The 24,867-nt window shown below is 60.2% G+C and carries 15 protein-coding genes; 7 read left to right on the forward strand and 8 right to left on the reverse strand.

The window, feature by feature from the left end; all coding sequences use genetic code 11:
- Positions 1 to 82: 82 nt before the first annotated feature.
- A complete protein-coding gene (locus FYJ40_RS02965) occupies positions 83 to 1,855 on the forward strand; it encodes a hypothetical protein (protein WP_154515788.1) in 1,773 nt (590 codons plus the stop codon).
- Between the two features lie 399 nt (positions 1,856 to 2,254).
- Here the strand turns inward: FYJ40_RS02965 and queA are convergent, their stop codons facing one another.
- The 3 genes from queA to FYJ40_RS02980 all read right to left on the reverse strand — a co-directional run bounded on the left by queA (position 2,255) and on the right by FYJ40_RS02980 (position 4,811).
- Positions 2,255 to 3,466 carry a tRNA preQ1(34) S-adenosylmethionine ribosyltransferase-isomerase QueA gene (gene queA, locus FYJ40_RS02970; RefSeq protein ID WP_154516097.1) on the reverse strand — a complete coding sequence of 404 codons (1,212 nt, stop codon included), beginning with the start codon at positions 3,464 to 3,466 and terminating at the stop codon, positions 2,255 to 2,257.
- 70 nt (positions 3,467 to 3,536) lie between these two features.
- Entirely contained in the window at positions 3,537 to 4,112 is a 576-nt protein-coding gene (locus FYJ40_RS02975) for an epoxyqueuosine reductase QueH (protein ID WP_154515791.1), read from the reverse strand.
- Between the two features lie 129 nt (positions 4,113 to 4,241).
- The gene (locus FYJ40_RS02980; protein ID WP_154515794.1) at positions 4,242 to 4,811 is read right to left on the reverse strand and encodes a DUF3267 domain-containing protein; all 570 of its coding nucleotides are present in this window, start codon (positions 4,809 to 4,811) and stop codon (positions 4,242 to 4,244) included.
- A 132-nt stretch (positions 4,812 to 4,943) separates the two neighbouring features.
- On the opposite strand from FYJ40_RS02980, the gene FYJ40_RS02985 reads away from it, so the two are divergent.
- Both FYJ40_RS02985 and FYJ40_RS02990 read left to right on the forward strand, forming a co-directional pair.
- Positions 4,944 to 7,094, forward strand: a complete 2,151-nt coding sequence (locus tag FYJ40_RS02985) for a methionine--tRNA ligase (RefSeq protein WP_154515797.1) — start codon at positions 4,944 to 4,946, stop codon at positions 7,092 to 7,094.
- Between the two features lie 151 nt (positions 7,095 to 7,245).
- Positions 7,246 to 8,349, forward strand: a complete 1,104-nt coding sequence (locus FYJ40_RS02990) for an RsmB/NOP family class I SAM-dependent RNA methyltransferase (RefSeq protein ID WP_154515800.1) — start codon at positions 7,246 to 7,248, stop codon at positions 8,347 to 8,349.
- A 23-nt stretch (positions 8,350 to 8,372) separates the two neighbouring features.
- Here FYJ40_RS02990 and FYJ40_RS02995 read toward each other — a convergent pair whose 3' ends face one another.
- Complete coding sequence (locus FYJ40_RS02995; RefSeq protein ID WP_154515803.1) at positions 8,373 to 8,543, reverse strand: hypothetical protein; 171 nt, start codon at positions 8,541 to 8,543, stop codon at positions 8,373 to 8,375.
- A 190-nt stretch (positions 8,544 to 8,733) separates the two neighbouring features.
- Between FYJ40_RS02995 and FYJ40_RS03000 the strand changes: the two genes are divergently transcribed.
- A complete protein-coding gene (locus tag FYJ40_RS03000; RefSeq protein WP_154515806.1) occupies positions 8,734 to 9,825 on the forward strand; it encodes a hypothetical protein in 1,092 nt (363 codons plus the stop codon).
- Between the two features lie 106 nt (positions 9,826 to 9,931).
- Here FYJ40_RS03000 and FYJ40_RS03005 read toward each other — a convergent pair whose 3' ends face one another.
- Positions 9,932 to 10,822 carry a DegV family protein gene (locus FYJ40_RS03005; RefSeq protein WP_154515809.1) on the reverse strand — a complete coding sequence of 297 codons (891 nt, stop codon included), beginning with the start codon at positions 10,820 to 10,822 and terminating at the stop codon, positions 9,932 to 9,934.
- A 318-nt stretch (positions 10,823 to 11,140) separates the two neighbouring features.
- Here FYJ40_RS03005 and FYJ40_RS03010 point away from each other — a divergent pair, with 318 nt between their 5' ends.
- From FYJ40_RS03010 to FYJ40_RS03020, 3 genes are all read left to right on the forward strand, one after another.
- Complete coding sequence (locus FYJ40_RS03010; RefSeq protein WP_154515812.1) at positions 11,141 to 13,057, forward strand: fructose-1,6-bisphosphatase; 1,917 nt, start codon at positions 11,141 to 11,143, stop codon at positions 13,055 to 13,057.
- A 78-nt stretch (positions 13,058 to 13,135) separates the two neighbouring features.
- Positions 13,136 to 13,531: a GtrA family protein gene (locus FYJ40_RS03015; protein WP_154515815.1), complete on the forward strand. Its 396-nt coding sequence runs from the start codon at positions 13,136 to 13,138 to the stop codon at positions 13,529 to 13,531.
- Positions 13,532 to 13,750: 219 nt separating this feature from the next.
- Positions 13,751 to 14,158 (forward strand): GtrA family protein, encoded by a 408-nt coding sequence (locus tag FYJ40_RS03020; RefSeq protein ID WP_370450581.1) that lies wholly within the window; start codon positions 13,751 to 13,753, stop codon positions 14,156 to 14,158.
- Positions 14,159 to 14,315: 157 nt separating this feature from the next.
- On the opposite strand, the gene FYJ40_RS09200 is transcribed toward FYJ40_RS03020, so the two are convergent.
- The 3 genes from FYJ40_RS09200 to FYJ40_RS03035 all read right to left on the reverse strand — a co-directional run bounded on the left by FYJ40_RS09200 (position 14,316) and on the right by FYJ40_RS03035 (position 24,861).
- Positions 14,316 to 15,206, reverse strand: coding sequence for a DUF4430 domain-containing protein (locus FYJ40_RS09200; RefSeq protein ID WP_154515821.1), 891 nt, complete (start codon positions 15,204 to 15,206; stop codon positions 14,316 to 14,318).
- Positions 15,207 to 15,215: 9 nt separating this feature from the next.
- Complete coding sequence (locus FYJ40_RS03030; RefSeq protein WP_154515823.1) at positions 15,216 to 22,511, reverse strand: DUF4430 domain-containing protein; 7,296 nt, start codon at positions 22,509 to 22,511, stop codon at positions 15,216 to 15,218.
- A gap of 586 nt (positions 22,512 to 23,097) precedes the next feature.
- Entirely contained in the window at positions 23,098 to 24,861 is a 1,764-nt protein-coding gene (locus FYJ40_RS03035) for an AarF/ABC1/UbiB kinase family protein (RefSeq protein WP_154515827.1), read from the reverse strand.
- Positions 24,862 to 24,867: the final 6 nt, after the last annotated feature.

The following is a 24,867-nucleotide window of genomic DNA, read 5'->3' on the forward strand; positions in this document are numbered from 1 at the left end:
TTTGAAACTTTGCTGCGGCGCGCGGGATGCCGGCGCGAGACTTTATCATAGGGTGACAATCAACGATGAGGAGCACATGCCTATGACAGACGAGCTGGACCCCCAGACTCAGCAGCATATTGATGATTCCGCAGACGCCGTCGACGACTGCAGCACTCCTACCTGCGTCGCCGCTTCCGTCGATGCATCCGCCAAAGATGCGCACGCCGGTGCGGATAAGGCAACAGACACAGGCGATACTGTCGAGCATGACGAAGGCGAGCAACCGGAGTCGAACGACGCCGAGCCCGACACGGACCCCGCGTCACAGGCGGCAGGACCCATCGAGGTATCTTCGGAAGAAGAGCTCGATGCCGTCATGGACTCCATGATGGATGCCGTCAAAGCGATGAAAGACGCCGTGGCCGACGCCGATGTGGACGCCGAAGAAGAGAAGGCCGCCGAGGCCGCATCGACCTTCGTGCCTGGCGAGACCCCCGTTGCCGACCAAGGCAGCACCGTACCTTCGTTCTTACAGCTCGAGCACCCTACAATTGGCGCAGATGCAGTCGACCCGCACACTGCCGGCTTTTCCGTGATCGAGGGCGGCACCGGCAATATCGCCACGTCGCAGGCGCCCGATGCGGGTACGGCCGACGCCGGTCACCCGACCGCCCCACACACCCCTGCAGCCAGCCGCGATCTGGGAACCGCCGTCTCAAATACAGCAAACGCCGTAGGCACTTTTATCGCCCAGGGCGCCTCTGCTATGCGCGAGATGAACGCCGCAAAGAAGGCGCTCGCGGATGCTCGTGCCCACCTGGCCGAACTTGATCAGCGCATCGCCGATCAAGGAGAGGAGCTCGAGACGCGCCAGGATATCGCAGGGCGTTACGACCAGATTGTCGCCGAGCAGCGCCACGCTATCGACACGGCACAAAAGGCCGCCGCGGCGGCAGAAATCGACCGCGATACCCATGCCGCCAAGACAACAGAGCTCAAAGCGCAGCTCGAACAAATAAAAGAAGAGGACGACGCCACCGAGCGGCGTCTCAAAGCCGCACTCGATGCCGTCGAAGCGCGCGAAGCCAGCTCGCGCGAGACCGGTAACCGCCTCGTACGACGTCTCGAGGATTCCAAGCGCATCCGCGACAAGGTGAAGGCCGAGCGCGACGCCGGCGTTGCCGCAGCGCAGCAAACCGTCGACGCCACGCGTGCTCAACTCGAAACGTTGCGCCGTGAGTATGCCGAGCTGCAGCGCAATCCCTCGGCAAATCCCGCCAACTATACGGTGCGCACCAGCGAGCTTTCGATGCAGATCTCCGACACGGCTGATGCCCTGCGTAAAGCCGAGGAAGATGTCCCGCGCATCACCGCCGATCTTGAGCACTCGCTCGCAGCCGCCGAGCACGCCGTCGAGCAGGCGCAAGCCCCCATCGCCGACGCCAAGCGCGCCCATCAGGCCGTGACGGCCGAGGCCGATGCCGCGCGCGACGAGCTGCAGACCGCAAAGGCGGCCGCTGCAACGCGCCAGCGCGAATTACGCGAGAAGATCGTCACCGAGGACAAAGCGCGTCAAGAGCAAGAGCAAGCTATCGCCAATGCCCAGGCGGACGTCGCGCATGCGCAGTCGATCATCGAGCAGGCGACCGAAGTGCACAACCATCCCGAGATCACCGAATCGCTCGCGGGCTCCCTGGCTCGCGATAAGGACGAGCGCGCCGAAACCGAGCGCGAAGTGGCTCAGCTCGAAGCCGCCGAGAACGACGTGCGCGAGCGCACCCGCGACTCACGCGTCAAATTCACCGGCGCAATCGTCTGCATTGTCGCCGTAATCCTCGTGATCGTCCTAATCTGGCTGTTCGCGAGCAAGTAAACCGGCTGCCAAAAAACACTCACCGCAACTTTTTGATTGGTGCAAAGGGGCCAGGCTACTTTGCACCAACTTGGTGCATATAAAGCAGTCCCCATTGCGCCAACAACGTTTGCCCAGATAAAACCTGCCAAAATAAACCTGTCCCTTTTTGGCAGGTTGAACCACGGCAACGCCATTGTTTTGGCGAAGTCAGCGAAAACCCGCCAGAACGGCAATCTCTTGACAACCAAAGAAATGCCGATGTTTTGCCAGCGACAGCGAGCGGGTCGCATTTGAGGCAAGGTGACGTGAAACGAAAGGGCGCTGACCTTCTGGTCGCGCCCTTGAAGTTGAACGTCAGATTGTCCAAATGCGGCCCGCGCAGCGTCGAGCAGTTACGCGGTTCGTAGAACCGCGTAACTAACAAATGAGCATGGCGTCGCCAAAGCTGAAGAAGCGGTAGCGCTGCTCGATAGCGGCGGCGTAGGCATCCATGATCTGGTCGCGGCTAGCAAGTGCGCTCACGAGCATCATGAGTGTGGAGCGCGGAACATGGAAGTTAGTGATCAGTGCGTCGACCACGTGATAGGTCGAGCCGGGCATGAGGTAGAGCTGCGTCGTCGCGTTCTCGCGCGCCACGATGTCACCACGGCCGAGCGTGTCGGCCCCGTCCTTACGGCCCTCAAAATAGCGCGCCGTCACAGCCGGATCGGACACCGGCGCGTCCGCGTCAAACGCACTCTCGAGCGAGCGGACTGCGGTGGTACCGACAGCAATCACGCGATGCCCCTCGGCCTTAGCCTTATGCACGGCGTCGACAACCTCCTGCGACACGTGATAGCGCTCGGTGTGCATCACGTGCTGCGTGGGGTCGTCCTCCTCCACCAGACGGAAGGTATCGATGCCCACCTCGAGCTCGACGGCGGCAAACTTCGCACCCTTGGCCTCGATAGCCGCCATGAGCTCGGGAGTAAAGTGCAGGCCCGCCGTGGGAGCGGCAGCTGAGTGCTCCTCCTTCATGGCGTAAACGGTCTGGTACTTCTCGGGATCGCCCTCGTAATCGGTAATGTAGGGAGGCAGCGGCACGTGGCCGGCAGCATGGATGGCCTCATCGAGCGTGCGCGGCTCGCCGGCGGCATTGCAACCGGCCGGCTCAAAACGCACCAGGCGGCCGCCGCGGCTATCGGTGACAAAGTCGACGACCTCGGCCGTCAGCACCACGGGCGCGCCCTCGGGCGCATGGGCACCACCGGCGCGATACTCAATCTGAGCGCCGGGCTTTAGGCGCTTGCCCGGCTTGACCAAGCACTCCCAAACGTGACCCAGCGGATCCACGTCCTCGCGGCGCTTGAGCAGCAGCGTTTCGACCACGCCGCCCGAGCCGGCCTTGCGACCGATAAGGCGGGCCGGCATCACGCGCGTCTGGTTGATGACGAGCACGTCACCCGGCTCGATATAGTCGATGATGTCGCGAAAGATGCGGTGCTCGACGGTGCCGCCATGCTCCAGCGGCGTTCCCGCCTGGGAGCCCTTGCGATCCACCACCAGTAGGCGGCAGGAGTCGCGCGGCTCAGCAGGAGCCTGGGCAATCAGTTCCTCAGGAAGGTTGTAGTCAAAATCATCGGTACGCATAGACACGTCGAATACTCCTTATATAGCTAAAGTCCGCTCTACATCCTAGCAGGCTGCCAGCCCAAAAGGACTACTTTTTGGCAGCCTTGCGCTCGTCGCGGATGCGGGCGCGGTCCATGGCCGCCTCGACGGCCGAGAAGCGGCAACCACAGTAGTTCTGCCGATACATGCCCAGCTCGCGCGAACGACGCGTGGCCTCGGGATAATACGGGCGAAAATCGCGAATCACCGGGGTGAGCCCATGTGCCGCCGCCAAGCGCTCAAGCACGTCATTGCAGGTGTCGAACAACTGATACGGCGAGACGGCGAGCGTCGTACCCACAAACTCAAACCCGCGCTCCTGGGCCACACGGCATGCCTCGGCCAGGCGCAGGGCATAGCACGCGCGACAGCGACGGGGCCGATCGGCGCCCAGCGGGGCCACGCCGGCCTCCCAGCGCTCGCGGTCCTCCCCCGCCTCGATGAGCTCGATGTCGCCATCGGCACACCACTGGCGCAGCTCGTCCAAGCGGCGCTGCCATTCATCGCGCGGCTGAATATTGGGGTTGGTCCAGCAAATCGTGGGCTCAAACCCCTCCTCACGCAGCAGACGAACCGGCTCAAGCGAGCACGGCGCACAGCAGGCGTGCAACAGCAACGGCTTCATGGACATCTCCTCCCAATCTTTGCCCAGGGTAGTCTTTTTGGGACGGGGCTATTTTGACTACTTTTGACGTAAAGCAGTCAAAAATACCCATCTCCAAAAAGTAGTCAAAATAGCCCCGTCCCAAAAAGACTACTGACCAAAAAAGCGAACGCCAAAGGACGTATCTTCGCAGGCGACAATGCGGCGGTCGCGCAAAATGGTCCGCACGTAATACCAGTCGCCCACACAGCCCGACAAGTGCAGACCGGCCGCCAAGTAGCACAGCAGCGGATAGCCCGAAAACGCAAACCCCAGGGCAAATGCTGTCGTCACGACAACCGTCGGCGCCAGACAAACTGCCATGTACCGCCGGCGCGAATACACCACGCCCTCGGCGCAGGCGTAAATCATGCAAGTCTCGAGGTTCGCCCCAAAGGTCACGTGCGCACCGGCGGGCGCAAACAGCTTAAAGAACACGCCGTGCACCAACTCGTGCACGGCAAATGACGCCGCCGAAACCGTAGCTAAGCCAACTATCCAGCCCAAGACAGCTGTCCAGCCACCCGCGTCAGCCGCATCCAAGTCCGCGGGCCCGCCCAGCAGCATAAACACCGGCACCAGGCACACGGCAAATGCGCCAAGCACGGCCATCCCCCACACAAAGCAAGCGTGCAGGAAATCCTCGTCTTCAAACGCATGTATGTTGGAAATCTCATTCATAGCATCTTAGGATAGCGCCCCTGCCACGTACCCGCCCGCATGTGCGATAATGTCGAACGATATGCACGAATTGACCACCGCGTCGCCAGGCCTTGCGCCCGGCCACGCTCTCACCATATGCGAAGGAGTCCCATGGCATCCAAATACTCCATGAACGACCGTCCCAGCTGGCCCCGCCGCGCCATCGTTACCGCCGGCGAGCCCTATGGCAACAAGGGTCTTCACTTTGGCCACGTTGGCGGCGTCTTTGTCCCGGCCGACTTCTTCGCCCGCTTCCTGCGCGACCGCCTGGGCCGCGAGAACGTCATCTTCACCTCGGGCACCGACTGCTACGGCTCGCCCATCATGGAGAGCTACCGCAAGCTCAAGGAGAACGAGGGCTACGATAAGTCCATTAGCGAGTATGTCGAGTCCAATCACTCTCGTCAGGCCGCGACCCTCAACAACTACAACATCAGCTGCGACATCTACGGCGGCTCGGGCCTTGAGCCGGCTGCGCAGATTCACAACAAGGTGACCGCCGAGATTATCGAGCGCCTGCACGAGCAGGGCACCATCTCCAAGCGCTCTACCCTGCAGTTCTACGACGCCAAGGCCGGCACGTTCCTCAACGGTCGCCAGGTCATCGGCCGCTGCCCCATCCAAGGCTGCAAGTCCGAGAAGGCTTATGCCGACGAGTGCGACCTGGGCCACCAGTTTGAGCCCGAGGAGCTCATCGCGCCCAAGAGCCAGCTCACCGGCGAGGTGCCCGAGCTGCGCCCGGTCGACAACCTCTACTTCGACCTGCCGGCCTACCTCGACTTTATGAAGACCTACACCGCCAAGCTCGCCCAGAACCCGCAGGTTCGCTCCGTGGTCTCCAAGACCATGGAAGAGTGGCTGCTGCCGGCACAGCTCTACATCCAGAACAAATTCCGCGAGGCCTTCGACGCCGTCGAGGACCAGCTCCCCGAGCACACCGTGCTGGAGCCCGAGGGCAACAAGAGCAGTTTTACCGTCACCTTCCCCAGCTGGAAGGAGCGCGACGACGCCCACGCGGTGCTCGCCAACGGCGGCGTGCGCTTCCGTAGCGGCAAGGCGCTCGTGCCCTTCCGCATCACCGGCAACATCGACTGGGGCGTTCCGGTGCCCGAGGTCGATGGCGTCTCTGACGTCACCTGCTGGTGCTGGCCCGAGAGCCTGTGGGCGCCCATCAGCTACACCCGCACCGTGCTCGCCCGCGATGCCCGCGCCGCCGGCGTGACCGAGGGCGTCGCCGCCCAGGATGCCGCCCTCATGGGCGAGCCCGCCGCCGATTCCACGCAGGTCCCCACGCCCACCTACCAGCACAGCTCGCTCGACTGGCGCGACTGGTGGTGCTCTGACGACGCACAGATCTACCAGTTTATCGGTCAGGACAACATCTACTTCTACTGCATCGCGCAGACCGCCATGTGGGAGGCCCTGGGTTGGAACCTCACGCAGAGCACCGTCAGCGCCTGCTATCACCTGCTCTACATGGGCAAAAAGGCAAGCTCGTCCTCACAGACGCCTCCCCCGCCGGCAGACGACCTGCTCAACCACTACACCTGCGAGCAGATGCGCGCGCATTGGCTGTCGCTCGGCCTGTCCGAGAAGCCGGTGAGCTTTAGCCCCAAGGCATATGACACACGCGTGACCGGCAAGGACAAGGACGGCAACGAGGTGCGCGCCTGCGACGACAAGCGCGTTATCGACCCCGCCCTTAAGGAGAGCGCGCTTTTGACCGGCGTGTTCAACCGCCTGGCCCGCAGCTGCTTCTACGGCGTCGCCGTCAAGGAGGGCGACGAGAGCCCCTACCGCAACGGCTGCATCCCCGCCGGTGCCGCCTCCGCCACCGTGGTCGAAGCCGCCGAGCAGGCAGCTCTCGCCTTTGAGCAGGCCATGTACAAGTTCGAGACGCACCGCGCGCTCGCCGTATGCGACGACTACCTGCGTGCCGCCAACAAGCGCTGGAGCGACGCCTCCAAGGCTGCCAACAAGCTCGAGGGTAGCGAGGCAAACGCCGCAATGACGCAGGCACTGGTCGACGCCTTTACCGAGCTGCGCGTGGCGACCGTGCTCATGCACGGCATCGTCCCGGCCGGCTGCGAGCTCATCTGCGAGTACTTCGACGTCGATCCGGTCGCCTTCTTTAGCTGGGACAACATCTTTGCCTCCACGGATGAGTTTGTGGAGAGCCTGGGCGAGAAGCCCGGCGAGCACCGCGTGAAGCCGCTGCCCCCGCGCTTCGACTTCTTCAGCAAGCACGAGAGCCAGTACTAGACAAACGCCAAGGCAGACTAGTCAATTTGGGACGGGGCTATTTTAGCTACCCCGTCCCAAATTTAACTGCAACGCCTGCCGAAACGGACGGGCGGCTAAAATAGCCCCGTCCCAAATTGACTACTTTTAATGGAATGGGAAGGAAAGACGGATGTCCAAGCCGCGTCGTCGTAAGCAGAAAAAGCAGGTTAAGCCCGAGCTCAAGCTTAGGCAGTTTGCCGCTACCGAGCTTTCCGACCAGCTTGCCGCCCAACACTCCGCCGCCGACCTGCCGCGCTTTCTGGTCGACACGGTCGCCGGCGCCTATGCGCCTGCCGATGCCGAGCTCATAATCGAAGGCTTTGGCGCCGCAGCCACGCGACCGGTCACGCTGCGCGCCAACACGCTCAAGGCGACCGCCGAGGACATCGCCGCCGCGCTCGACGCAGCCGGCATCGCCCACCAAACCGTTGCCTGGTACCCGGACGCTTTCATCCTGCCCGAGGCCCAGGTATCCGATCTGTGGGATCTCGACATCTACCGCAACGGCAAAATCTATCTGCAGAGCCTGTCGTCCATGATGCCTCCTTTAGTGCTGGGCGCTCAGGCCGGCGAGGATATCCTGGACATGTGCGCGGCCCCCGGCGGCAAGACGACGCAGATCGCCGCTCTCACCCAGGGACAGGCGCACCTCACCGCCTGCGAGATGAGCATTCCCCGCGCCGAAAAGCTCGAGGCCAACTTGGGCCGCCAGGGCGCCAAAAACGTGCCCGTCATGCGTATCGACGCACGCGAGCTTGACGAGTTCTTCCGCTTTGACCGCATCCTGCTCGACGCCCCCTGTACCGGCACGGGCACCGTCATCAGCGGCAACGAGAAAAGCCTGCGCGGCCTGACCGAGCAGCTGCTCTGCAAGTGCGCCCGCTCGCAGCGCGCGCTTCTGGACCGCGCCATGGGCGCCCTCAAGCCGGGCGGCACGCTCGTCTATTCGACTTGTTCGATCTTGCCGCAGGAAAACGAGGACGCCCTGCAAGAGGCCCTCGACAAACACATGGACTGCGAGCTCATCCCCCTCGACGGCACGCCGAGCGAAAGCGAAACGCGCCGTGCTCAGGAAGCTGGCGAAGAGCCACGCGTCGAGAGCAACGCCCTCACCGAGGCCATCGCCACCGGCCACGTCTCGACCGTCGCCAACGGCATGCCAGGCACGCTGACCATCCCACCTAGCCGCGACTTTGAGGGCTTCTATATCGCTCTGATCCGAAAACGCAGCTAGCGCACGGATTCAAACTCAACAGACTATCGCCGTGCGCGCCTGTCTTGCTGGTCACGGTGCTGCTTAAGTGCCTCGCGTTCCTTGCGCTCGGCTCTTTTGCCCTTAATGGCCGTAACCACAAAGTAGATGACCGCAGCGGCTACGATTGCGCCCACGCATAGGCCAATCGAGCCCAATAATGTCGAGATTTCCATACCGCGTCACCTCTCTTTTGTATACGGGACATCCAAGATAGCACCTCGATTCCCGCCACCACAGCTCCTTCACGTTCGCGCCCCTTCAGTCTAACGGATGGCGCGGCGGGGAAAAATCAACTCGTCAAACGTTTTAGCAACGTAGCGCCGGTCGCACGCTGCCGACCGCACATTATAGAAACGGACCGCAATGGATTCTCTCAACGATTTGAACGAGCGTGTTGACGCTTTTGTCGCCACCAGCTCCTTCGACACGCCCGCCGCGACGAACGACCAAGCCCCCATCGATGTTCCCGCCGAGGTTCACGAGCACATCGTCGCCTCGGTCGATTTCTCAGAGGTTGAGCTTGCGGACGAATTTACCGAGCCCCAGGTGGCCGTAACCCCCAGCGGCCTTTTGCCCATGGAGCCGCTGCCCATCGACGGGCGCCTGCGCAAGGCGGCCCTCCGCATGCCCGATGAGATCGAGGAGGCCAGCGGCTTTACGCTCTTTGGACGCCGCATAAAATCGCTCATCTACACCACCGACGTGGCGGTCATCCGCAACTCCAATGCCGACGCCGTGTTTGCCGTCTACCCCTTCACGCCGCAGCCCGCCATTACGCAGGCGCTGCTGACTGTTGCCGAGTGCCCGGTCTTTGTGGGCGTTGGCGGCGGTACCACCACCGGTAAGCGCTCCGTGCAGATGGCGGCCGTCTCCGAGATGCAAGGCGCGGCGGGCTGCGTGGTCAACTCCCCCGCTACCGCCGAGATGGTCGAGCACATCACCAACATCGCCGACATCCCCGTCATCGCCACGGTCGTTCGCTGCGATGACGATGCCCACGCCAAGGTGCGCGCCGGGGCCAAGATCCTCAACATCGCCGCTGGCAAAAACACACCCCAGGTCCTACGCGAACTGCGAGAGCACTATCCCAGCCTGCCGCTCATCGCACCGGGTGGCAAGACGCCCGAGAGCATCCGCGAAACCATCGCCGCCGGCGCCAACGCTATCATCTGGACGCCGCCTTCGGCCCAGCAGCTGCAAACCGACATGATGGAGCGCTACCGCAAGATGAAGGAAGACGCCACGCCTGTCATCTCGCGCGACGATGTGCCCATTATCGACCAGGTCGCCGCCGCCGAGGTCAGCCAGGTCGAGAACATGAATCCCGACGTGCCGATTCCCGACGAGGTCATCGAACGTGTCGCCTCGATCCACGATCATATCGAGGAGCGTCGTGCCAACCGCGGACTCAAGCCCTCGCTACACGGTTTCTTCTTCCGTGGAAAGAAACGCTAGCAAAACATCTTGGCCCGCCCCGCAAACAACGGGACGGGCCTTTTTCTGTTATCAAATGTCAGGAGGACAGGCGTAGCCGTTAAAACCGTCAGCCAGCCCACAAACGTTAGTCCACGCGCTTGTCGCCCATAAAGAAGATGGCCACCGTGCCAGGGCCGGTATGCGAGCCAATCAGAGCACCGATGCTATTGATCTCAATCTTACCTTTGAGCTGCGGAACCTGTTCCTCGATCAGCGCCGCAACAGCCTCGGCGTCCTCACGGCACGCCGAGTGCGACATGATGCACTTACCCGAATAATCCGCACCGCCCTGCACGTGTGCCATCATGGTCTTAGCCATCTCGGAAATCGCACGCTTCTTGGTGCGAATCTTCTCACGCGGCGCCAGCTCACCTTCGCAATCGACCGTCATAAGCGGACAAATCTTGAGCGCCGTGCCGATGATCGCGCTCGCAGCCGAAATGCGACCGCCGCGCAGGTAGCTCGACAGATCGGTCGAGAAGAACCAGTGGTGCAGGTTGAGTTTATGCTCCTCAATCCAAGCGGCCGTCTCGTCGAGCGAAGCGCCGCCATCGCGAACGTCGGCGGCACATTCCGCCAGCAGGCCAAGGCCCGAAGACGCCGCCAGCGAATCGATGACGCGCACCTTGCCGCCCTGGGGATAGCGATCCGCGAGCATCTGCGCCGCAACGCAGGCCGATCCATACGTGCCCGAAATACCCGACGACAACGTCAGGTGCAGCACGTCCTTACCCTCGGCAACAAACGGCTCCCAAAACTCCTCGTACTCACCCACGCTCACCTGAGACGTCTTGGGCATGGCGCCCGCGGCAATCTGAGCAAAAAACTCGTCCGGCGTAATCGACTGATACAGATCGTCCGTATAGACAACATCGTCGATCTCGTAATGAAAGCACACGACAGGAATATTGCGCGACGCAAAGAACTCACGGGTTCGATCGGCGGCGGATTCACAGGTCAGGACAAAATCACTCATATGAGGCTCCTTACTCATTGCTGCGCAAATTATCGCACAGCATGCGTGAATACGGTACAAATGTCCGTTATTTACCAAATTGAACCAAAGGCAGTGAACATCTTTACCGTTATCATCTCTAGCGATCCCGGAGGTATGCGCCTGCAAAAACGACCCTACGTCTCCACTCAACCGCCATATCTACCTCGACTAAATCGATTTAGCAAACCGTTCGGCCAACAATTCAATCTCCTAACCCCAATCGAAACAAAAGCGGCGCATACTGATAAACGTTTGACGCTGTTTATCAGTTTTACCAACCACATCGGAAGGTGTTTCATGGTCGCATTCGATCGCAATCCGCAAGACTTCAAGTATCTGCGCCTGCTGTCGAGACAGTTCCCCACCGAGCAATCCGCATTCACCGAGATCATCAACCTCTCGGCCATCCTCAACCTGCCCAAGGGCACCGAGCATTTTATGAGCGATGTGCATGGCGAGTACGAAGCCTTTATGCACATCCTCAACAACTGCTCGGGCGTCGTGCGCGAGCATGTCGACGAAATCTTTGGCGACACGCTCTCCTTTAACGAAAAGGGCGAGCTGTGCACGCTCATCTACTACCCGCGCGAGAAGATCGATCTGGTCCGCAGCCGGCACGAGGACTCGCCCACCTGGTACAAGACCATGCTCAACCAGCTCATTGTGGTTGCCCGCTCGCTTTCGAGCCGCTACACCCGCTCCAAGGTACGTAAGGCCATCCCGCGCGATTACGCCTACATCATCGACGAGCTGCTGCACACGCATCCGGACGAGAACAACTACCGCGTGCGTTATCACGAGCGCATTATCGAATCCATCTTGGAGACCGCCAGCGCCGACGACTTTATCGAGTCGCTCGCCTCACTCATCAAGCGCCTCGCCGTGGACCACCTGCACTTGGTGGGCGACATCTTCGACCGCGGCGGCGGCGCGGCCAAGATTATGGACCGCCTGCTCACCTATCATTCGCTCGATATTCAGTGGGGCAATCACGACCTGTTGTGGATGGGCGCCGCTGCCGGCGAGCCTGCCTGCATCGCCACGGTGCTACGCAACAACCTGCGCTACGACAACTACGAGATTCTCGAGAACGACTACGGCATCTCGCTGCGCGAGCTTGTCGCCTTTGCCAACGCTACCTATACCGCCGGCGAGCCCATCAGCCCGCTCATCAAAGCCATCAACGTTCTGCTCTTTAAGCTCGAGGGCCAGATTATCCAGCGCCACCCCGAGTTCGACATGGCCGACCGTTTACTGCTCGACAAGGTCGATCACGACACCGGCACGGTCACCCTCGCCGACGGCAGCGTGTGGCCGCTCACGACTAACGACTTCCCCACCGTCGATCCAGCGGACCCCTACACGCTCACGCCCGAGGAGCAGCACATCATCGACAAGCTCGTGTCCGAATTTGTCACCGCCGATCATCTGCATCGCCACATCGATTTCCTCTATACCCACGGCTCCTTGTATAAGGTCGCCAACGGCAATCTGCTGTTCCACGGCTGCGTACCGCTCAACGAAGACGGCACCTTTAGCAGCATGAACTGCCTGGGTACCTGGCACGCCGGCCGCGATTATTTTGATTTTTGCGACTATATCGCCCGCCGCGCCTGGCGCGTCGGCGACCGCGATGCCCTCGACTGGATGTGGTACCTGTGGATTGGCTTTAACTCACCCGCCAGCGGACGCGTGGTGCGCACCTTCGAGCGCGCCTACATTGCCGACAAGAGCACGTGGGTCGAGCCGATGGACCCGTACTACACGCTCACCACGTCCTCGTCCGTTTGCGACGACATCATGCGGGAGTTTGGCGTCGCCCCCATGGCTTGCTCGCCGACGGGCCATATCATCAACGGCCATACGCCCGTCAAGACCACCAAGGGCGAGCAGCCCATCCGCGCCAACGGAAAGCTGCTGGTCATCGACGGCGGTTTCTGTCGCGCCTACCACCCCAAAACGGGCATCGCCGGTTACACGCTCATCTCGAGCTCGCGCGGATGCCGCCTCAAGTCGCACCAGGCCTTTACCAGCGTTGCCGAGGCGCTCACCCGCAACATCGATATCGAAAGCGAGACCAACCGCTTTGACGAGGCCGACCGGCGCCGCATGGTGAGCGACACCGATACCGGCGTCAAGATTCGCAGTCAGATCCAAGACCTGCGCCAGCTCCTCGATGCATATAGAAACGGTGCTATCGAGGAGCGCGCCTAGCCCCGCCTGCGGGGATTGGTTAAACTTGCTAGGTTTGTCATCCCCGCGGCGCCCCGGCGCCACCCTAAGGCAGGTACCATGCAAAAGCTCCTTGCGCAGATCATAAAGTTTGGCGTCGTCGGCGTCGTTGCCACCGTCATCGACTTTGGCATCATGAATCTGCTCCACTACGGCCTGGGCCTCAACATCTTGATTGCCAACACCAGCGGTTTTATCGTCTCGCTCATCTTTAACTACGTAGCGAGCATGAAGTACGTGTTTGCACACAAGGAAGGCATGAGCCGCCGCCGCGAGTTCATCATCTTTGTCGTGCTATCCGTTATTGGCCTGGCGCTCAACGACGGCATCGTGCTGACCCTCAACGCCGGCCTGGGACTCGAGGCCAATATCGCCAAGATTTGCGCTACCGCACTCGTCATGGTCTACAACTTTGTAACGCGAAAGATCTTCCTAGAGGGCGAGCAGACCAAATAGCTCGGCCTCCTCGTTGCACTACGGGGACCTGCGGATGACGCGCGTCAAGCGCAGCGTTGCCTGGGCCTTGCTCGTTTACGGGAAGATTTGCAGCGTTTGCGGATTACCTCTTGAATATTTGGCGAGTTCGTATAGTTCTTGCCAAAGACCTTACGTTTGCCATGCAAAAGCTCTAAAGTATCTCGTTGCTCGATTCATCAACGCATTGGATGTGATTACGTGCGCAACGCGCTGGCACAACCTCATACCAAGCAGTTCCTCAAGTTCGCTGTCGTAGGTCTTATCTCCTTTGGCGTCGACTGGGGCATGCTTATTGCGCTCGTCGAGCTGTTCCACCTCGACTTTTTGATGAGCACGACGGTCTCGTTTACCACGTCCGTCGTGGTTAACTACTGGCTCAGCATGAAGTACGTGTTCGACCATCGCGAGGGCATGAGCCGTAAGCGCGAGTTCACGATCTTTACCATCCTGTCGGTGATCGGTCTAGGCCTCAACGACCTGTACATGTTTGTGGGCGTCACGTTTTTGAGCATCGGCTACCAGGCCATGAAGGCCATCGCCACGTTCCTGGTCACCTGGTACAACTACTTTAGCCGTCGCTTTTTCCTCGAAGGCGCACGGTCGTAGACGGCCCAACATAATCTCGCTTCGCAGCCGGTTGGAATTCACGTTCCAACCGGCTTTTTGTTTGCAGAGAGACCCGGCGGCCCAGCCCCATTCGCATAAAAACGGGCGGCTCGGATGTTGGTCCGAACCGCCCGCTCCGTGCGCTATGTCAAGGCATTTAGCCCGTTACGTAATACCAGACGACGCTGTCACCGTTGGAGAGAACGTAGTTGCTGCAAGCCGTGTTGGGCGTTACGCCGTTGACAGAGTACATCCAGCCGCTTGTACCACCGTGCTCCTTCTCGGCCAAACCACCGATAGCGGCGACATACGTGCCGTACGATGAGCCGTGCGCATTTACGGAAAGGCCCAGTGCGCACAGGGCATCGTAGGGGGTAGCGCCCTCGTTGAAGGTGAACGTACCGCCAGAAGACACCGGGTTACCCACGGCACTCGACGTCACAGAGACCGTCACGGTAATGTAGCCAGGCTGCTGCGAGCCGCCCTGATTGCCAGCAGAGGCGCTGTCGCCGTTGGATACAGACCCACCGCCAGACACCGAGCCACCGCCCGAAGAGGAGCCGTTTGAAGAACTCGATCCACCAGCGGATTCGGAGCCCTGTCCGGCAGACGCGTTGTTGGACTTCTTGCCGCCCTTGCCTTCGGACTTCTTCTCTATCGATTCCTTGTCTGACTTCTTGTCCGAAGACTCGGAAGCGTCCTTGGAATCCGATTCATTCGAATCCTTGGCCTCGGAGTCCACAGCGTCAGAAGACGAGGAGCCCGCTGTCTCCGTCTCGTGAGAGGCGATAGAGCCAGAGTCGGCAACGCTCCTCCCTGCCACGGCCCGAGCGATCCAATCGATGGACCAGGCACCGCTGGCGGAAGGGTGAACAAAGCCCAGCGAGACGACAATCAGCGCGATGCAGACGGCCGTCAGAGAGCCAAGCAGCGCCTTGCGCCGAGAGGCGGACGCCGCCGAGGCGGCGCCCTTTTGCTTAGCATCGTCGAGCTGAATAAACGACGAGTCGGGTTGCTTGGAGTCGGCATCCTGAGGTTTATTGGACACAGCTCTCACCTACCGGCGCTTGGTAAACACGAACACGCCAATGACCGCAAGCCCGATCACGCCGGCCGCTACGCCGACAATGGCGAGCGGGTTGAAGCCAGACTCCTGTGCCGGAGCCTCAGCGGACTTCTTAGCGGTAGTCACGGCAGCCGAGCCCGTATCGGACTTGGAGCTGGACTTGCCGGACTTCTTGTCAGACTTCTTGCTGTCCTTCTTGTCGGACTTGCCGGAATCCTTCTTGGAATCCTTGCCGTCCTTGGTCTCGGTCTTGGTCGTGGTGGACACCGGCTTCTGACCCGGAGCAACAGCACCGCCAGCCTGCTGGCCGTTTGTGCCGTTACCGGAGCCAGAACCAGCACCGGCATTACCCGAACCGCCATTGGATCCGTTGGAGCCAGAGCCGCCGTTACCGCCAGGGGCAACGGCATTCTTGGTCCACTTAGCGTAGAGCGTCATATCGGCCGTCACCGCAACGCTAAAGTCATACGCCTCTGTACAAGCCTCGTCGGTATACCAACCAGCGAAGGTGTAGCCCTCGCGTGTCGGATCGGCAGGCTTGGCGATAGAGCCGTTGGCGGCCGTAGTCTGAAAATCGACCTTGGACCCCTCGCCAGCGCTAAACGAAACCTTAACGCCAGCAGTCAGCTTGAACAGCGTGCCAGAGTCGTTGATGTAGTACAAGTTGCCCTGGGCATCACAAGCGATTGGCGAGTCACAGCAGTTGTAGTGGCCCGCTGCGCTAAACACACCAGAAGCCTCAGCGTCACCCAACTTGTAACGATATACGCCACCGCCCGAAGTGTAGTTAACGAAATCAGGGCTCTCGCCGTAGTTAACCGTAAAGTACACATACGTGCCATCTGCCTGGGCACTCACCAGCGGAGCGCCCTTAATGCCACCAAGAATGCCAGCCGTCAGCTGGGAGCCGTCCGCCGTCGTGACCAGCGTCGTGTCAAAGTCGTTATTCAGATCAATGATAGCGAGCGCCGCGCTGCCATTGGCTTCGCCGCCGACAATCAGCTTGCCGTCATGCATCGTAGGCGCGCACGCGCAGCCGGTAAGGCCAAGGTCAACTACGCGTTCCTCGGTAATACGCGAAGCGGCATCCGCATCGCGCGAGTCGCCATCAGAAATCGCCAACACGTGAAGCTTGCCGTCGCGCGAAATCAGATAGGCATGGCTGCCATCATCCGAAAGCACGCAGGTGGAGTTGACAACAGCACCAACCGAAACCTTTCCGAGCACATCGCCCGAAAACTTGCTGAGCATCTCGACGGTACCGGCACTGGTGGGAACCAAGACAAAGTCATCACCCACCGTAGCGCCTGTCCAGTAATAGCCCTCATCAGCATTGACATGCTGCCAAGAAACAGCGCCGGTCAGGATATTAATACGCGTCAGATGACCGTTATTGTACGTACTCGTTCCATAGTCAACATCAACGGTGCCGACATAGAGGTAATTGCCATCAACCGTCAGCTGAGAATTCGACTGGGCAATCCCGCTCACGGAGTCAGTGACCCAAACCGTTGTGAGCGCGTCAGCCGTCAGGGCCTGGACCGCACCGCCGTCAAGCGGAACAATAACCAAACCGTTCGCATAAATCGGGCGCGAGGTGTAACCGACCGCAGTCTTAAGATTCGACTCGGCAAGGACCTTGCCCGATTCGGCGTCAATCTTTAGCAAACGCTTGTTGACGGCAAGATACACGTTGCCGTTCACGACAATAGGTTCACTCGCGTTGGGATACGCCGAACCAGAATACGCTTTCCAATCAAACGTCCATGAGCTCGCCAGCGCACCCGTAGGCGTCGAAATGTTCTCGACCGCCGCATTGGACTTGCCATCCCAATCGGACTTCCAATCGGTCGGACGCGGGGCGCTCGGATTGACTACGACCTCATCGGGATTAGGCACCGTATCGCCGGCAGCATAAGCCCAGACGATCGTGTCGCCCGATTTGACAACGTAGTCGCTATCGAGTTGGGGTCCGGGAACACCGTTAACAAAGAACGACCAAGCGCCGGCCAACTTAGTGCCGTCAAGCGGGGAGACAAGGCTGTGAACGCCCCAGAAGCCCAGCTGGTCGTACATCTCGGACTCGATGCCCAAAGCATCAAAGTAGGCGGCAGTGGCGTTCTTGATCGTCGTGCCCTCAACAAACACCTGCATCGAAGGATCGGTCCAGCGCTGTGCCTTATCGTCCTTCTTGCCGATGATCTCCATCGAGACAGAAACCTGACCGGGCATGGTGCCATCGGAACCATAGACCCAGGTAATCTCATCGCCGGCCTTGAGCGTGTAGTTGCCTGCGCCGACATTGGCCTTCTTGCCGTTGACAAAGAACTGCCAGGACTTCCAGATGCTTTCGTTTACCTGTACGGTCGAAAGCTTCACGCTCTTATTGAACGGAGAAGTCAGCGAATTGAGGAACCAACCATACGAACCGGTTTGGACGTCGGCGCCAATACCGGCCTGCTTAAAGACCTGCTCGGAAAGATCGGCGGCAGTTGCGCCCTCTTCCACCAGTGCAGTCGTAGGTTGCGCCCACGTCTGCTGAGCACCCGAAGCATCCTGGCCGACAACGGTGCAGCTTACCGAAAGCTGGTCGGTGGGTGCAGCGTCACCGTACTTCGAGTAGCACCAGACGACAGAGTCGCCCGCTTCGAGAGTGTAGTTGCCAGCGTCCACCGATGCAGCGACGCCGTTGATGAACAGCTGCCAATAGGCGCCCGTAGCATGGTCGTATGCAAGGGTGCGATCGGCATCGAAAGGCGACGTAATGGAATTGAGCACCCAACCCCAAGAGCCGTTGGGATCATAGTCGGCCTTGAGGCCGGCCTGCTTAAAGAGCTCCTCGGAAAGATCGGCGGCAGTCGAGCCGTTCGTGAGCGTGTACTGCGAAGCGGCAGCCCACGTCTGCTGCTTGCCCTTAGCGTCGACGCCAATAACCGAGCACGTCGCTGTGACCTCGGGGCTATTTTGGCCGCTCGTGCCCAGAACCGTGATTTTTGCCGATACGTCCTGGTTGGCAAGCTTAGCGTACGTGGTGTTGCCGGGATAGCGCTCGGCATAGCGAGCGTACTTCTCGCTCGTCAGGCGCGAGGAAACGACAACCTTCGTGTTGTACTGCGGCTGCGTGACCTTGAGATTCTCTGCGGAGACAATAGAGCTGTTGCTCGACTTAAACAGACGCCAATCCTGCCCGGACATCGCGTCATAGCCAGGAAGATCCACCGGAACAATACCAAGGGACGTCGAATCGGTCGTCGCCTTGTCGTAGCTCCAAGCAAGATTGCCGTCGGCATCAAGATAGGCCTTCTGGAACGCGTGCATGTCCGCCGAAACGGCATTGGCTTCCTGGCCATTCAGAATGGCGTCAGCATAGCCGGACTTCGCCTTTTCCATAAGAGAAAGCTCGGCATCGAGCTCGTCCTGATCCTGCGGAGCAATCGCAAAGTCAAGGGTCTTGCTTGCCGTGACCTCCGCGTTCGACTTGTCGGTCACCGTGAGGGTGATCTTGGTCTTCGCCGCCTCGTCGCCCGGCAGCGGCTGATAGACCGTGCCCTTGTAGCCGTTGAACGTAATGTCATCGGTGCTGGCGGAATACTCGATCTTGTAGTATTTGCCGTCGATATTGAGCGTGCTCGTGCGCGGCATCTGCAGATCGGCGGTCAGGCCATCCTTGTTGGCAGGCGTTTCGGTGCCGGAGTACTTGATATTGTCGTAGGTAAAGGCCGCATCGACCTTCTCCTGCAGCGCCTTCTGGTCGGCGGCGACCTTCTCGGGATCGCCCTTGACGGTCACCATGAAGTCGTGCGCACCCTTAACGTCAGACGGGCCACCGCTCACAAACGAAACGGTCGCGGTCAGCGTTACGGTGCGATCGCTCGAAACGCGCGTCACCTTGCCGGTGTAGTCGTCCCAGCCATAACCGGAAGGCCAAATGACATCGCCGTCGGTGCTCTTCCATTCAACCTCGAACTTGCTCTTGGAGCCTGCGCGGTACGGAAGCGTGAGATTCGACGTGACGAACTCAGCCGAATCGCCCGCAGCGTAACCGATGGCAACCTGCTCGGCGGCATCGTCGAGCATCTGCTGCACACGAGCCTCGTCCCAAGCAACCTGCACCGACTTACTGGGCTGGTAATACTCGGTCTTGCCATCGCGTGACAGCTCAAACACGACGTCGGCGCTGCGCAGGCCGTCGATGTTGTAGCCGGTGTAATCGTTGGGATCGATGTAGAAGAACGTCACATCGCCGTTGGTCTTATCCTGGGCGTCGGAGATACCGACCGTGGCCTTGTCATCCTCTGCATTAAAGGCAACGCCGCCCTCGGAGACCTTGACGTCAATATCGGTAAATCCCAGATCGGCAAGCTGCGCCTTCAGCGCGTCATTGACGTTGCCGCCCTTAGCGCTGTAATCAACGGCAATCTGTTTATTGGCATCGTTGAGCTTTTGGACTGCGGCCTCAAGAGAGCCTGCGGCAATCACGGGATTGGCAGAGACAAGCTCGACCGTCGAGCTGCCGCTCGTGGCGACAGCCTTCAGATACTTGCCCGCGGCAGAAGCTGAAACCGTTGCCGTGGCGCCCGACATATCGGACAGAAGCGTCCAGTCGGCCGCAGAGGCCTTCGCGTCGTCAGCCGCGTACCAGACAACAGTCGCCTGGTCGGTGACGTCGATACCGTTGGTGGGCGAGCCGTCAGCGCGCTTAGCCTGCGCCGTCGCCTTCACGCTATCGCCCGAGACGAGATGAATCGAATCGCTATTGATCTGCGGATTAGCAATCACACGCAGCAGGTTGTACTCCCCCGCAGCGGTAACGCTGTCGGAAGAAACCCACTCAACCGTATTGTCGAGAGCGCTCGCCGTAACTTTAATGCGCTTGCCAACAAGCGCGTCCGAAATGGTCAGGCTGCCATCGGTCGTATCGATGCCGTCGGTAAGCTCGGTCCAATCGGCATCGCCCTCGCCCTTGGCATACCACGCCATGGTGAGCTCGGCATCGTCGGGCACATCCTTCGTCGAGCCCGACCAGCTGCCCGGAACCTGCACGCTCGGCGTAATCTTTGAACCCACGCTCAGCGTAACGTTCTTATCGGCAAGCTCAATGCCCGCCAGCTTGTACTGACCCTTGAGCGTCACGGGGCCGAGCGGGGCAACAGTCTGGCCGTATGAGCTCTTCTTCTGCGTGCTGGAAACGGTATTTTCGCTCGTCACCTTCACGCGCAGATACTTGCCGGCATAGGCAGCGTCAACGGTATAGGTGGCCTCGGTGGCACCGGGGATATCGGTGTAAGCGGAGTCGGAGCTCGAACTGCTATTTGCATACTGCCACTGGTAGGTCACATTATCGGTGCGGTCGATATAGCTGTAGCTCGAACCGTCCTTTTTGCGCACCTTAGTCTTGAGCGTATCGCCTACGTGCACGCCATTGGTGGCAGGAGAGCCCTCAAACTGCACGTCGTAAAGCTCAACTTGGCCAGCGATGGAGACAGGACCCGCCGCATAATAGCCGTTAGGCCTCTGCTCACCGTAACCGCCGTTGGCCTTGGCCACGACGTAGTAGCCCTTGAGGGCGGCGGTCACCGTCAGGGTGTTACCGGTCTCACCCTCGATAGGCGTGTTGCACGAGCTTGCGGTGTTCGACGTGCCCTTGTACCACTGCCACGTGACATGCGAGTCAGTGGTAACGTCGGTGGAACCCGCCTTTGCGGTCGCCGTAATCGTAGAGCCGACCTCGACTTTGCCCGAGGAGGGGCTCATGGACACTTTGGTGATATTAATTGAACCGGCGGGCGCAACGAGAGCGCCCGTCGAGTTGGTCAAGCTCGAAGAGCCAATCTTCGAGGACACCTTGCACTTGAGGTACTTGCCACCCAAAGCGTCGGTAAGCTCGAGGGTCTCACCCGTGGCACCCGCAATGTCGGTATACGTGCCACTCTTGGTGTCAGAGCACTGCCACTGATAGTTGAGCTTGTTCGCGTCGATAAACGTCGAGGCGCCCTTCTCCTTGGCGCGAGCCTGGGCGGTATCGCCAACCGCGAACACGGAGTTGTTGGTCTTGGGATTGATGAGCGAAACCGCGAAGACGTCCACCGCACCGGCCTGTTTGACCTTGTTGGAGGTGGTCTTGCTCACCGTATTTACGCCAGCAGTAGCCTCGACTCTGATGTACTTGCCCTCGAGGTCATCGGTCACCGTGAGGGAAGCGCCCGTCTCGCCCTCGATCTTGGTAAAGCCCGAGTACTGCGAGGTAGATGCGGACCAGGTGTAGGTGACCTTGGCGTCGGAGCCCGCGGGGCTCGACCAATCCTTGTACGGCGTCGCCATCAGAGTATCGCCTATACTCGGCGCGTCGCTACTTAACTTGACGCTGTAAAGCTCCATTTGGCCGGCGCCCAGCACGGGGCCGGGGATGCTGTTAGGATTAATGCCCGAACCGTACGAAACAGAGGGGCCGTAGTAGTCCTTGCCATCTGCCGTCACCTTGCAGATGAAGTATTTGCCCTCCATCGCGTCAGTGATGGTGAGCGACTGCTCGTGGCCTACGACCTCGGTGTAATCGGCGACGTCGCTGCTGGCCTTGACCGTGCCGGCGAGCCAGGTATAGGTCCAGGCGCCGGGGTTAGCGACCGATTTGGTCTCGGTCGTAGGGTCGCCCCAGTAGTCCTCGGTCTCGACCTCATCGTACATATTGGCCCAGAGCGTATCACCCACATTGAGCGCGCCGGACTTCGTCGAATACGAGTTGTCCTTATCCTTGGCGTCCTGGATATAGACCTTAGCCTCGCTCGAAAGCGTGGTGGCGGACGCGGCGGCAACGGCGTTCTTCTGCTCCGAAGCAGCAGGCGCCGCCGCAGAGTTCTCGGACTCAGTCGCGTTGCCCGTGGCGGCGTCATCACCATTCGCGGCACTCGCAGTTGCGCCCTGACCAGCGTCGGCGCCATCGGCAGCAGCGCTCGCCGCCGCACCGTTCGCACCGGTATCTCCGGCAGCAGCGCCATCGTCGGCCGCCGCGCCCTCGCCGCCCGTCGCAGCCTGAGCCACAGACTCGGCAATGCCCTCGGCGCCCTCGGCCCAAAGTTGCGCCGGCGTGGTGCCAAAAGCCATGGCAAAAGCCAGGAACGCCACCAGACCGCGTTTGGCTACGCCACAGGCAATCGCTCCATGACGACGCCACGAGGCGCGCTGGCACTCGTCCTCAAACATATCCATTTGTCTCCTATTGTCTAAACTTGGAACATTGCCCAGCGGCTGCCCCACGTCATCGCGCACATTGCGCTCGAGTACCCCCATCGGGGTCCCCCTTCCCTCCAGAGCCCAACGCGTACCGGCGGCATGCGCCGCGGCCGCGTGCAAGATGGGAGGCGATCCGACTTAACCTTACCGACCCGGGCGCGCCGTCCGATCTGCGACGCGACCATCCCGGGCCAAGAGGAATTACGGTTACTGGTACAGCCGGGGACTTGCACCCCGATTCTCCCAAACACGCAGGAAAACCGCGCATTCGTGCGTCTCCGCACCACCATCTAGGCCATCGATTATTACTGTCAATATGGTAGCACGCAAAAGGGCCCCGCACGCAGGCGAAGCCCAAGGTAAAAGCTATGGTTTGCGATAGGAAGGACTGTCGTCTGACCTTGCAAGAACAGCCCGTTTCAAAACTATGCCGGTTTACGGGGCTGATTCAGCACTTCGCAACCATATCTGCCATTTTCGAAAACCAACGACTCATCTACCTGCGGTTTTAAAAGCGCGAATTTCGGTATGCTCGAGGTTCGGCGCTCCAGCCCCGTAAACCGGCATAGTTTTGTTCGGACCAGCCCACGCCGGCGCGACGCAAGGCAAAATGATCCGTTTTCCTCCGTCCCCCCAGGGGCCATTAACGCTTGCCGCCGTGACTGTTGCGCCAGATCTCGCGGCCCAGCATCAGCGCCAGCACCAGCGCACTCACGTAGCCCATAAAGCCAATGACCGGGATACCGAACACAACCGGCTCGATGCGCGCGTAGTACACCACCGACGAGCCGATAAACAGGCCGGCGATCACAATTGCCATCGACATGCGGTCGATAATTCCACCCAGCTGTCGCAGCGCCTTATCGCTGCTCATGATCTGCGTGTTCACCTTAAGCTGGCCGCGCGTGAGCATGCGCGACGCCAAGCCCAGATACTCGGCCGCCTCGAGCGAGCCTTTTGCCGCGCGATAGCTGCTCGCGGCAAGATCGTGCCCCATTTCGCGGACGCGCGCATAGGTGCTCTTCTCGTTTTTGATGTGCGTCTGGATGATCTGGATCATGTTGACGTTGGGCATGTACTCGGTCAGCAGACCCTCGAGTGTCACCATGCCACGGGCGAACATCGTCACCACGCTCGGCAGCTCAACGTCATTTTTTCGCGCCAGATTTAACAGCGAGGTCAAAAACTCGCCAATATCCAGGTCCTTTAGATCGAGCCCCGCAAAGTCGGCGACGATAAAGTCCAAGTCTGACAAAAAGGCCGAATGGTCGAGCTCGGCAGAATCGCCGCGCGTCACGGCAAAGCGCATAAGCGAATCCTTGAGCTTGGGAACGTCACCTTCGGCCACGGCGAAAATCATGTCCTTAACGATACCGCGGTCGTGACTCGACATGCGCCCGACCATGCCCAGGTCAATAAAGTAGACGATGCCGTCTTTAAGGATGATGTTTCCCGCATGCGGGTCGGCATGAAAAAAGCCATCATCGAGCACCTGCGTCGAATAGTCCTCGACGATCGCGGCGCCAATCTTTTCCAAGTCATAACCCTCGGCTACCAGGAGCTTGGGGTCGGCAATGGAGATGCCGTCAATGTAGTCCATGACCACGACGTGTTCGGTGCAAAGGTCCAAGTAGGATTTGGGACACGAGACGCCATGCACGCTTTTGTGGAAGTCATAGAAATCGTTGAGGTTTTTGGCCTCGGCCAAAAAGTTGGTCTCCTCGCGAAACGAGGTCCACAGCTCTTCGACCACGCCATGCAGGTCCACAAACTGGTCGGTGTTGACGAACTTGGAAACGATGCGTACCACCGAGCGAATGATGTCGATATCCTGAGCCATCACCTGCTGCGCGCCGGGGCGCTGCACCTTAACGGCCACGTCCTCGCCAGTCACCAGACGGGCGCGGTGCACCTGCGCGAGCGACGCGCTACCGAGCGGGTTGGGGTCAATCGCGTCGAATATCTGCCCCAGGCGCTGGCCGTATTCCTCTTCCAAACAGCGGAGCACTACCTCATACGGCACCGGCTCTACGTCGGAGCGCAGACGGCGCAGCTCGTCGCAAAACCGCTGCGGCAAGATCTCGGAGCGGTTAGCCAGAATCTGCCCCATCTTAACGAACATGGGACCGAGCTCTTCGAGCAGACGACGCAGGCGCACCGGCGTGAGGTTATCCCACACGCGGTACTTTTTTATCAGGCGAACGATCTGACCGATGCGCTCACGACGACCTGCCGGCGTGAGCTGGTATTCCTCGTCCGGCGCCATCGCGTCGGGCTCCTCAGGGACCATATCGACAGCGCGCGGCTTCTTGCGAGCGCCCGAGACGGCGGCCTCGACCTCATCGACAACCGCCGTCTCGTCACCCAAGGGATCTTGATTGTTGTAATCGGTGGTGGAATCTGCCATCTGCGC

The sequence above is a fragment of the Collinsella sp. WCA1-178-WT-3 (M1) genome, assembly GCF_009696325.1.
Taxonomy (GTDB): Bacteria; Actinomycetota; Coriobacteriia; order Coriobacteriales; family Coriobacteriaceae; genus Collinsella.